Here is an 11220-nt window from a genome sequence, read left to right as displayed (position 1 = left end):
TTAGAGGAAACCCGCAAAATCAGCGTGAAAAAAGCAGCTTCCGAAGCTGCTTTTTAGAACACCTGAGCCGCTTAATCACCAGATTAAGCGGTGAATGTGTTCGGTTCACGCTGATTTTGCGGATTTCCTCTTACTGCTGCTTGGCGCAGCGGCTGTATTTCCAACAGGACAGGTGTTTTTCACAGTCCGTCCCGGCTCACGGTAAGCGCTCCCTTCGTCCGCTCCCGAGACTAAAGCTCGTGAGCTAAATCCCGAATTTATTAACAAATTATAAATTAGCACTCATCTCTTGACAGTGCTAACAGCCTTGTGCTATATTACACATAGAACAAAGATAACAAATTAATTTTTAGGAGGTATGAACTATGTTATTATCAAACAGAAGTTTTTTAAATGATTTCTTTAAAGATCCATTTTTCGAAAGATCATTCGACAACGCAGCAACACAGATCATGAAAACAGACATTCACGAGAAGGACAACAACTACCTCGTAGAAATGGAGCTTCCCGGCTACAAGAAAGAAGATATCAAAGCCGATCTGAAGGACGGATATCTCACAATAACCGCCACTCGCGAAGAAAGCCAGGAAGAAAAAGATGAAAAAGGCAACTGTCTCCGCAAAGAACGCTACACAGGTTCCTGCAACCGCAGATTCTACGTCGGAGACCAGTTAAAACAGGAAGACATCAAAGCCTCATTCAAAGACGGTGTATTATGTCTGTCCGTCCCCAAGGAGGTTCCAAAAGCAATCGAAGAACAGCCTAAATATATTACAATAGAGTAAATGAAACCATTTCGTCTGCCTTTTCTAACAATATTAACAAAGGGGATGTCGCAAAATAGCTAACACATAGCTATTGGGTGGCATCCCCGCCCCATTTAAGTAAAAGCAGGAGGAAATCCTTTTTTGGGATTTTCCTTCTGCTTTCATACATCTCTATTTATACAGATCCTCATTCTGATTTTCAAATAATTCTTCCAAATCCATAAATGCAAGTTTTTGACTTAAATCCTGCAAAAACATATTGACAGTATTATGTGAAAGGTGGTAAAGTACTCTGAAATACCCTAAAAAGAAAAATCTCAAAAATGTCAAAATGAAAGTTAGGAGAAAACATTATGCATTCCTTGATCAAAAAATTTATTCTCCCCAGAGAACTTGAAACCATTGTCTCCAACAGCCCAAGTGTGATCATTCCGGAAAGCAAAGAGATGCTTTTTGAACTGATTTTTGGAAATGAGCACACCGATGAAATTGAAGTCCTCTATAACGCAGACGGCAAGATGGTGTTAGAAGCCACGGTCGCCCGTTGCCGCAATGGTGCCGCCGTCAATTTTACAGAAGACTATATGCGCCGCCGTGATGCAGATTCAATGCGGATCGGGGATGACCTGCCGACAGATAAGCTGCGGTTCAAAGATACTTACGGTTATGAATTTTCTTCGGTTAAAGAGCAGACTTTTCAATGGCTTGCAGGCCAGGAGTTAATCATCATACCGTTTAAAGCCGGTGGGGTTGAGTATGGGTACAGTTCACTGCTCGTCTGCCCCCGCAACGCTGCTTTTTTCGCATTTGCCGTTTCTCAGCTGCAGGCGTTTGTAAATGCCAGAACGATTGAAGAACCTTTCAGGCCGCGGGCAATCGTCTATGTGGCACCGCCATTTCGGCATACTCATTTTAACGGCAGGCAGGTCTGTGTACACTGCCGTTCCAACGAGCTGCATGAAGTGTTTTCCTACAATCTTTATCCGGGACCGTCTGCCAAAAAAGGGATTTACAGCGTACTTCTCGATATCGGTGAGCAGGAAGGCTGGGTGACAGCGCATGCATCGGCAGCACGCATTATAACCCCCTATGAAAATGAAATCGTCATGATGCATGAAGGTGCATCTGGAGGCGGTAAGAGTGAACTGCTGCAGGATGTTCACCGTGAATCAGATGGCCGCGTCCTTCTTGGTGTCAATACAGTGACTGGAGATAAGCGCTTTATCAGCATGAGCGATACCTGTACGATTGAACCGGTTACGGATGACATGGCCAACTGTAACCCCCGCATTCAGACAGGAAGCGGGAAACTGGCGCTTACCGATGGTGAAGATGGATGGTTTGTCCGGGTCGACGGAATTACAGAGTATGGATGTGACCCGCTCTATGAAAAAATTGCTGTTCATTCCAAAGAACCTCTGGTATTTTTTAATCTTCAGGCGATCCCACGTTCGACATGCCTGCCGTGGGATCATACTATTGAATCAGATGGAAAGCCATGCCCGAATCCACGAGTCATCATCCCGCGCCGATTAATTCCAAACATCGTTACCACCCCGGTAGAAGTCAATGTACGCAGCTTTGGTGTGCGGACTCCCCCAACCACGGCAAAACACCCGGATTACGGTATTCTCGGACTGATGCAGGTCATTCCGCCTGCAATCGCGTGGCTGTGGCGCCTGGTAGCGCCGCGTGGATACAACAATCCAAGCATTAACGGCAGTTCTCCGCTGGCCGCAGAAGGAGTTGGTTCCTACTGGCCATTTGCGACCGGACAACGGGTGAAACAGGCAAATTATCTTTTAGAGCAGATCATAAGCTGTCCAAAAACGAGATATGTATTGATCCCCAACCAGCATATCGGAATTTACAAAGTAGGTTTCGCTGCAGAATGGATTTCCCGCGAATACCTGGCCCGCCGCGGCGGTGTAAATATGAAAATGGACCGTTTGACACCGGCCCGCTGCTCCCTGCTTGGTTATTCACTGAAGCAAATGAAAGTAGACGGCCAGTCCATTTCTTCCAAATTCCTTCGTCCGGAAAATCAGGAAACCCTGGGAGAAGCAGGGTACGATAAGGGAGCCGGTATTCTTTACGATTTCTTCGAGAAAGAGCTTTCTGTTTACGATGCAGAGGAACTTCATCCGATTGGAAAAGAGATTCTGGAATGTTTTAAAAACAGAGGTACCGCAGAGGATTACTGCGATATCATACCATTAGGACTCCAGCCATAAGCCGGCTAATTTTAAATGTATTGAGCCGTATACCTCTCTTTAAAAGGTATATGGCTCATTTTAATAAATATACTGGTTATTTAGAGATGCTTCCCGGAGCCTCCCCCCTCCCAGAATGCTTCTATTTTTGTTCCTATATTTTCTATCCTGCAGACCTGGTATCCCTCCCACTCCCGTGGAAAGATCTCCCGGTACTGTCTCCCCATAAACCGTTCGTCAAGCAGAATAATTACACCCCGGTCCTTCTCAGTTCTGATGACTCTGCCGGCAGACTGCAGTACTTTATTCATCCCCGGGTACAGATAGGCATAATCAAACCCTTTCATATGTCTGCTGTCGAAATACTGTTTCAGTATCTCCCTGTCATTGCACACTTGCGGGAGTCCTGTTCCAATAATCACTGCCCCGATCAGCCTGTCCTCTGTGAGGTCAATGCCCTCTGAAAAGATGCCGCCCATCACGCAGAATCCCACCAGGCTGCACTCACGCTCTTCTTCAAATGTCTCCAGAAAGATCTCCCTTGCTTCCTCTCCCATGAACTGTGACTGGATGATGCATTCAATATCATTTTGCCCCTGCATTATATTCTGGAAACAATCATATACATCCTCCATGAACCGGTAGGATGGGAAAAAGATCATGTAATTCCCTTTTCTGCCCGCCACTGTACTCAGAATATATCTGGCAAACCGTTCATACATGTCCGCTCCCCGCATGGTATACTTCGTGCTTACATCGGTACCCAGCAGAAGCAGGCGGTTTTCTTTTGGAAAAGAAGATTCCGCATAAATAGCATAGTCATCGCTCTCCACACTGAGAAGCTTCTTATAATAATGGATTGGCAGCAGTGTGGCCGAGAAAAATATGGTACTGTTACCCTGTTCCAGATAAGTCTGCAGGTTCACGGAAGGATTCACACAGAGCAATTTTACTCTGAAACGACCATCACGTTCAAGTTCCGTATAGATCACATAATTTTCATCCAGGATATCATGAATATTCAAAAAGTCCCTGACCTGGAAATAAAAATCCAGCACCTGCTCTCTTTTTTCCTCACTCTGAACTGCTTCCAGATACTCCTCCAGGCCAGACATCACATTCATCAGCTTCACCGCAATATGGGACACGCTTTCCAGAATCTGATAGCTCTCGCACTCTCTCTTCAGCATAAGCAGCTGCTTATTGCACTCCTCCAGCCTTTTTGCCAGCCCGGGATCTTCGTTCTTCACCAGACGTTTGATCTCAAGCACGTCCTCTTTATACAGTGCTGCGCTGTACATCTCGCGTCCCCGTTCGACCAGATTATGGGCCTCATCGATCAAAAACAGATATTCCCCCTTATTCCCTTCAGAAAAAAAGCGTTTCAAATGGGCATTGGGATCAAAAACATAATTGTAATCACAGATAATCGCATCTGACCACACCGAAACATCAAGTGCCATTTCAAATGGACAGACATTATATTTCTGGGCCTGTTTCTCTATGGCATCCCTGCTCATGTCATCCGAATTCATAATCATGTCAAACACGGCATCATTTACCCTGTCATAATGTCCTTTTGCATAAGGGCAGCTGTCAGGATTGCAGGCAGTCTCTTCCATGAAACATATTTTTTCCTTCGCAGTAAGCGTAATCACCTTCAGCCGGAGTCCCTGTTCCTTCAGCGTCAGAAATGCCTGTTCTGCCACCGTTCTCGTAATCGTCTTTGCCGTCAGATAAAAAATACGTTCACCGAACCCTTCTCCCATGGCTCTCACCGCCGGGAAAACGGCTGCCATGGTTTTTCCAACTCCCGTGGGGGCCTGTATAAATAACTTTTTCTTACGAAGTATCGTACGGTAGACAGATGTCACAATTTCTCTCTGGCCGTCCCGGTAATCAAAAGGAAACTCCACACTTTTTATAGATACATTCCGCCCGGACTTCCACTCAATCTGAAACTTTGCCCACTTTTCATACTTTCTGACCAGTCCTATAAACCATTCTTCCAGCTCTTCCCTAGTAAACTCCTGGGTAAATCTTTTCAGATCTTCCGTCTCCAGATTACAGTAGGTCATCTGCACGCGGATCTTCTTCAGATTCTCCTGCAGGGCATAAATATATGCATAACACTTGGCCTGTGCCAGATGTACATTGGAGGGGGCTTCGATATGTTCCATCTCCCTGAGGACACCTTTAATTTCATCAATCATGCTTCCCTGCCCATCTTCGATGATTCCGTCGGCCCGCCCCTCAACCTGAAGAATAAATCCTTCACAGGGAATCTGCAGCTTGAGAGAAACCTCTGCACGATAATCAGAACCCATACGCCGCTGTATTTTGCGATGGATTCTGCTTCCCTGCAGCATGGCCTCTTTGTCCATACCGCCCCCTGTTCTGTTGTCTATGTCCCCCTCACGCAGAATAAATTCCACCAGATTACGGACAGATATTTTGATTAGTTCTTTTTCTTCCATGTGTGTTATTATACCTCGTCCATCCTGGAAAAGCCACTCTTAAATCAGGTACCAGTTAATTACCTGATGCAATCTAAATCACAACAGCAAACTGAATATAATTCTCTCCTCCTATTTCTTCCTGCCCCACAGTGATCTCACCGCCGGCTTTCTCCGCCAGCAGCTTTGCGCGGTAGAGACCAAGCCCCCGGTCATCCCTTTTCTTACTTTTTGTAGTAAATCCATGTTCAAAAAAATGTCCGATTTGTTCCAGTGAAATCTTTTCGTGCTGATTGAATATCTGAAAAATAAGGTGATCCTGCCGCGAATCCAGAATCATACGCACTCTGCCGCCCACATCCGGGCACGCCTCATACGCATTGTCCACCAGAACTCCAACGATCTCGATCAGACTGTGTTCTGATACTCTCGAAATAATTTCCTTGCTGCGCACCTCGATCTCCGTCTCAATATCTTCCCGGGAGCTTACAATCTTGCTGTAAAGAAACCCGGCCAGAACCTTATCGCTAATTCTCAGCAACGGCAGATACCGGTTCCCCCCATCTCTGCTGATCGCTTTCACATACTCGGACTGTCTGCCGACAAGTTCCTCATAAGTTTCCACAGTAAGATGCATATTCAGTATGGCATTCAGATGATTGTCAAATTCATGCTGCTTCGCCCTGATTTCCTTAACCAGTTCCTCCATCGGCTGAATATAGAGCTGATACATCTTCAGTTCCTTTTCCTGCTCCCGAATGATATCATTGCTCATCTTCCAGTCAATTGTCCCCCAGATGATGACCGCAAGAAAGAGAATAAATACAATGATCATCTTGAAATCCAGGGTTCCGCTTATCTTCAGATCTATCACCAGATACACTGCGATTGCAAGAGAAAGGAAACAGAAGAACCTGTAAAAGAATTTTTTCACTGATTTATTCATTTAACAGCCTCCTGACCTCCGTCTTATAGGTAACACCGATATCGATTCCCTCCTGATATCCCTCTACCTGTATGATCTGATTCACCAGATCGTAATATTTTACATACGCCTTATTTACAGCGAACATCCTGTGGCACTGGAAGAACTCCTGCTTTGGCAGTTTGTCCATAAGCTGCCGTATGGAGAGATATGGAACCTCCATTTTCTCTCCCTTCAGATAAAGGCAGATCCCCCTGGGAATTGCCCTGCAGTATACGATCTCCTCACACAAGATCTTATAATTGATTCCATCTTTCTTAACAATAATATACGGTTTTTCTTCCGCACGTACATGAGACAGCACTTTCTTAACTACAGCTTTTACTTCATCCTCGCTATAGGGTTTCAAAATGTACTGATAACAGTGGATTTTACGAAAGGCCTCGATTTCCAGGGCGGCAACCGATGTTATCATAACCACAGGCGTAAATTCATACTTGATAATGCTGCGTATCTCCTCCGCAAAAACAAGTCCGGAGGAATCCTCCCGGTCCTCTTTTACCAGATTCACATCCAGTAAAAATAAATCAAAAGAAACGGTGCTATGCAGCAGCAGCCTGGCTTTTGCCAGGTCTGCCGCCGTATCCACCGTTATGTCAGCCGATATATGGCAGAGCATATTCTTCAATGCTTCTCTGCTCTGCTTATTATCTTCCAATACAAAAATCCTTGCCATATCCTGCTCCTGCTTCTTTTACTGTCCTGCGGCACGCCATCTCATATTGCGCGATTCCGGCCCTGAATGTGTCTGTTCACTCACGCCGTACTATTCCGTCTTCTCATAATGTGCGATTTCCGAAATAGTCTTTGTCAGACCGGCTATTCCCTGCAGCTCGGATGGGATGATAATCTTGGTTGCCTTGCCGTCAGCAGCTTTCGCAAACGCTTCCAGGCTCTTGATCGTCAGTACTGCATCATCAGCCCCTGCATCCTTGATAAACTTAATGCCATCTGCTGTAGCCAGCTGTACGGATCTGATCGCTTCAGCCTGGCCTTCTGCTTCCTTAATTCTCTTCTGCTTTTCAGCCTCTGCCTTCAGGATTGCCGCCTGCTTTGCTGCCTCTGCCTCAAGGATCACGGATTCTTTCTCACCTTCTGCTACGAGGATCGTGGATTTCTTTTCGCCTTCCGCTCTCAGGATTGCTTCTCTTCGTTCACGCTCTGCCTTCATCTGCTTCTCCATCGCATCCTGAATCGCTTTTGGCGGCATAATGTTCTTTAATTCAACACGGTTTACTTTGATACCCCATGGGTCAGTTGCAATATCAAGAGATGTTCTCATCTGGGAGTTGATCGTCTCTCTGGATGTCAGTGTCTCATCCAGTTCCAGATCACCAATAATATTACGCAGTGTGGTTGCCGTCAGATTCTCAATCGCTGCGATCGGGCTTTCAACACCGTACGCATACTGTTTCGGGTCTGTAATCTGGAAGAAAACGACCGTATCAATCTGCATGGTAACGTTATCCTTTGTAATAACGGCCTGAGGTTCAAAATCTACTACCTGCTCCTTCAATGATACTTTCTTTGCAACTCTGTCCAGAATCGGAATTTTAAAATGCAGACCAACCCCCCATGTATCTTTGTAACCGCCAAGACGCTCCAGTATATATGCGTGTGCCTGTGGTACAATCCTGATATTCGCAACCAGGATTAACAGTATTATAATCAGTATAGCAATTCCAATCCAAAGTCCCATAATCTATTCCTCCTCATATTTCTTTACTATCAGTTTCACACCGGAAATGCTTACCACTTTAGCCAGTGCTCCGGGCTCCAGAACGTCTTCGTCCTTTTCCGCCCTTGCAGTCCACTCCAGTCCATTGACAACTGCTGTTCCTGTCTGAGCCAGATTATCCACGGTCTCCGTCACCCTGACTATTTTACCTATAACGCCCTCATAATTGGTCTTCTCATGATGGGCGTTTATGTATTTTACCGCAAATGGACGGGTAAAAAACAAAAGTAAAAATGAGACAACGAAAAATGCGCCAACCTGCCAGATCAGATTCAAACCGGCAATGTTCAGAAGCAGCGCTGCCAAAGCGCCTCCGGCCAGCCAGACCGACGTGAGCCCGACCGTAATAATCTCGATTACCAGAAAAACAATCAACAGTCCAAGCCATACAAAAGCTTCTCTCTCCATACTTCTCCCTTCTCTCAGATTTTATTTCATCCGGTTTTATAACCCTTCCTGATGATAGTTATATGTTAATCCAGCTTATTCTATTATACAATACTTTTTGCGTGAATGCAGTGAAATCCTGTTTTAATGAAATTCTGTCATATCCTGTCGGAAATGAATCGGCAGATGAGACCTCTGCAGGGCCAGATTTTCACGCTCTTTGATCGAGATTGAACTGCAGAATCCTTTCCAAAGCCGCTCAAACTCTTCTTCTTTCTCCGATACCCTTCCCGCGGTCTCCGGATTCAGTTCCTCTCCCTGTACAAGAACCCAGCTTTTTCCTGCCTGATGGACAAGGAAAACCTTGTGCGTTTTGTCATAGATCATCCAATTCTCCAGCGGAAACCGATTGGTGAAATGATCCGCGATGCATGTCAGTACCTGCCCCTTCGGAGTAATCTCCGAGAGCAGGACCTTATTCTCCAGCTCCCTGAAGCGTATAAACTCCGTAAACAGATGGGCTTCGTTGGCTACACTTCTGCTCAGCTCGAATACTTTTGCAACAAATGGATTGCTTAGATGCTCCATGATCTTTCTGCTGTCTTTTATAGTTCTTGCTGCCAGCATGGCGTTGTACACAGCATCCGCTTTCTCGGAATCCTCTGCCAGAAGAGCATGGTAGATATCCCAGTAAGTATTATACCCCAGATTCTGCTTTATCAGCCGCTCAACTGCAATTGACTTTTTTTCAGATTCCTCTGTCTCCCTGTATTCACAGAACAGCTGCGGTGTCATGCAGCCCCGCAGCGCTATTCCGGCCTCGCCGTCCCGGCTCTCTTTCCAGGCATCGTGAATTGCGGAAAAGATGCCCGTAATTGTATCATAACAAATATAAACCTGTTTCATATCTGCTCCTCTTTTACCCCAACATGTTTGGAACCTGCGCTTCCCTGAAATTCATATCATCAAACAGGGACAACTGCCGATAAGTCATTCCTGTCACGGAATCGGGCAGCTTCTCCTTCGTATTCAGCAGATTCCTCATAATATAATCCTCTTCTATTCTTGTTTTGTACATCATCCTGCCGCTGCAGGTCAGAAAATAAAGTGCCCGCTTCAATACGACCCCCATCTTTTTTAAATCTTCAAATTGCAGAGTTCCCATCCGTCTCGCCTTCACGATCCTGGTGGCAGACTTTACCCCGATCCCCGGCACCCTCAGAAGCATACTGTAGTCTGCCCGGTTAACTTCCACTGGGAAATATTCCAGATGCTTGAGCGCCCAGTCACACTTAGGATCCAGAAAAATATTAAAATTAGGATTCTTCTCATCCAGCAGTTCGGCAGCCTCAAACTGGTAATACCTCAGCAGCCAGTCTGCCTGATACAGCCTATGCTCCCGCAGGAGGGGCGGTCCCTCTCCGGTTCTGGCCGGAAGCGCCGAGTCCTCATTCACGGAAACAAAGGCGGAATAAAATACTCTTTTCAGCTCAAACTTCTTATAAAGAGACTCCGCCACATTAAGAATCTGGTAATCCGTCTCCGGTGTAGCGCCGATAATCATCTGCGTGCTCTGCCCTGCCGGAACAAAGCGCGGAGCATTCTTATACTGAACAATCTCCTGTTTGTTGTCATTGTGCCTCTGCTGCACCAGGCGCATGGGTGCCAGAATATTCTTTCTGCTCTTATGTGGTGCCAGAAGACGGAGGCTCTCGGCCGTGGGAAGTTCCAGATTGACACTCATTCTGTCTGCTAAAAATCCTATCCTCTGGATCAGTCCCTGGTCTGCTCCGGGAATGGCCTTCACATGAATATATCCCTGAAAATTACACTCTCTGCGCAGCTTATACAGCGCTGCATAGATCAGCTCCATCGTATAGTTCGGGGTCTTGAGAATCCCTGAGCTAAGAAAAAGGCCTTCTATATAATTCCTCCTGTAAAACTCCATAGTCAGAGTACAAATCTCATCCGGCGTAAAAGAGGTTCGCACCACATCATTGGACGCCCGGTTGATACAGTACTTACAGTCATAAATACATTCATTCGTAAACAGAATCTTCAATAATGAGATGCATCTTCCGTCTGCCGAAAAGCTGTGGCATATCCCCGACTTTTTGCAGTTTCCCATTCCAGTTCCGTCACCCTGCCTGTCTACCCCGCTCGAGGTACAGGCCACGTCATACTTCGCGGCGTCGCTCAAAATCTGCAGTTTATCATACATAGACATCTGTTCCTGAATAATCTCTGCCATCTCCGTGCACTCCTTTTCTGGTTCTATCTTCAAATAATTCCGCTCAGAAAATTCGAACATGTGTTCTTATTTATTACTCATAATACCATATCTTCCACTCATTGGCAATACAAAATCGGGATTTAGCTCACGAGCTTTAGACTCGGGAGCGGATGGAGGGGGCGCTTACCGTGAGCCGGGACGGACTGTGAAAAACACCTGTCCTGTTGGAAATACAGCCGCTGCGCCAAGCAGCAGTAAGAGGAAATCCGCAAAATAAGCATGAACCGAACACATTCACCGCTTAATCTGATGATTAAGCGGCTCAGGTGTTCTAAAAAGCAGCTTCGGAAGCTGCTTTTTTCACGCTGATTTTGTGGATTTCCTCTAACTGCTGCTATGCTCGCTAAAAGCATTTCCAACAGGACAGGTTGTTTTTTCACA

The 11220-nt window shown here is 45.9% G+C and carries 9 protein-coding genes; 2 read left to right on the top strand and 7 right to left on the bottom strand.

Annotated elements, in window-relative coordinates; genetic code table 11:
* Positions 1-365: 365 nt before the first annotated feature.
* Positions 366-785, top strand: coding sequence for an Hsp20/alpha crystallin family protein (locus HMPREF0240_RS13905; protein WP_009004056.1), 420 nt, complete (start codon positions 366-368; stop codon positions 783-785).
* Positions 786-1120: 335 nt separating this feature from the next.
* Positions 1121-3001: a DUF4914 family protein gene (locus tag HMPREF0240_RS13900; protein ID WP_009004055.1), complete on the top strand. Its 1881-nt coding sequence runs from the start codon at positions 1121-1123 to the stop codon at positions 2999-3001.
* 80 nt (positions 3002-3081) lie between these two features.
* On the opposite strand, the gene HMPREF0240_RS13895 is transcribed toward HMPREF0240_RS13900, so the two are convergent.
* The 7 genes from HMPREF0240_RS13895 to HMPREF0240_RS13865 form a co-directional block, all read right to left on the bottom strand.
* Entirely contained in the window at positions 3082-5457 is a 2376-nt protein-coding gene (locus HMPREF0240_RS13895; RefSeq protein ID WP_009004054.1) for an ATP-dependent DNA helicase, read from the bottom strand.
* Between the two features lie 73 nt (positions 5458-5530).
* Complete coding sequence (locus tag HMPREF0240_RS13890; protein ID WP_009004053.1) at positions 5531-6382, bottom strand: ATP-binding protein; 852 nt, start codon at positions 6380-6382, stop codon at positions 5531-5533.
* The gene (locus HMPREF0240_RS13885; RefSeq protein ID WP_009004052.1) at positions 6375-7097 is read right to left on the bottom strand and encodes a LytTR family DNA-binding domain-containing protein; all 723 of its coding nucleotides are present in this window, start codon (positions 7095-7097) and stop codon (positions 6375-6377) included. The genes HMPREF0240_RS13890 and HMPREF0240_RS13885 overlap by 8 nt, the downstream gene beginning before the upstream one ends.
* Before the next feature lie 90 nt (positions 7098-7187).
* Positions 7188-8120 (bottom strand): SPFH domain-containing protein, encoded by a 933-nt coding sequence (locus HMPREF0240_RS13880; RefSeq protein ID WP_009004051.1) that lies wholly within the window; start codon positions 8118-8120, stop codon positions 7188-7190.
* Between the two features lie 3 nt (positions 8121-8123).
* Positions 8124-8567: an NfeD family protein gene (locus tag HMPREF0240_RS13875; protein ID WP_009004050.1), complete on the bottom strand. Its 444-nt coding sequence runs from the start codon at positions 8565-8567 to the stop codon at positions 8124-8126.
* A gap of 123 nt (positions 8568-8690) precedes the next feature.
* On the bottom strand, positions 8691-9452 hold the full coding sequence (locus HMPREF0240_RS13870) for a TIGR03915 family putative DNA repair protein (protein ID WP_009004049.1): 762 nt from the start codon (positions 9450-9452) through the stop codon (positions 8691-8693).
* A gap of 13 nt (positions 9453-9465) precedes the next feature.
* Complete coding sequence (locus tag HMPREF0240_RS13865; protein ID WP_009004048.1) at positions 9466-10797, bottom strand: putative DNA modification/repair radical SAM protein; 1332 nt, start codon at positions 10795-10797, stop codon at positions 9466-9468.
* Positions 10798-11220: the final 423 nt, after the last annotated feature.

It is taken from the genome of Clostridium sp. D5, from assembly GCF_000190355.1.
GTDB lineage: Bacteria > Bacillota > Clostridia > Lachnospirales > Lachnospiraceae > Faecalicatena > Faecalicatena fissicatena_A.
The sequence above is the reverse complement of the archived record's forward strand: the minus strand, read 5'-3'. Positions and strand labels throughout refer to the sequence as shown.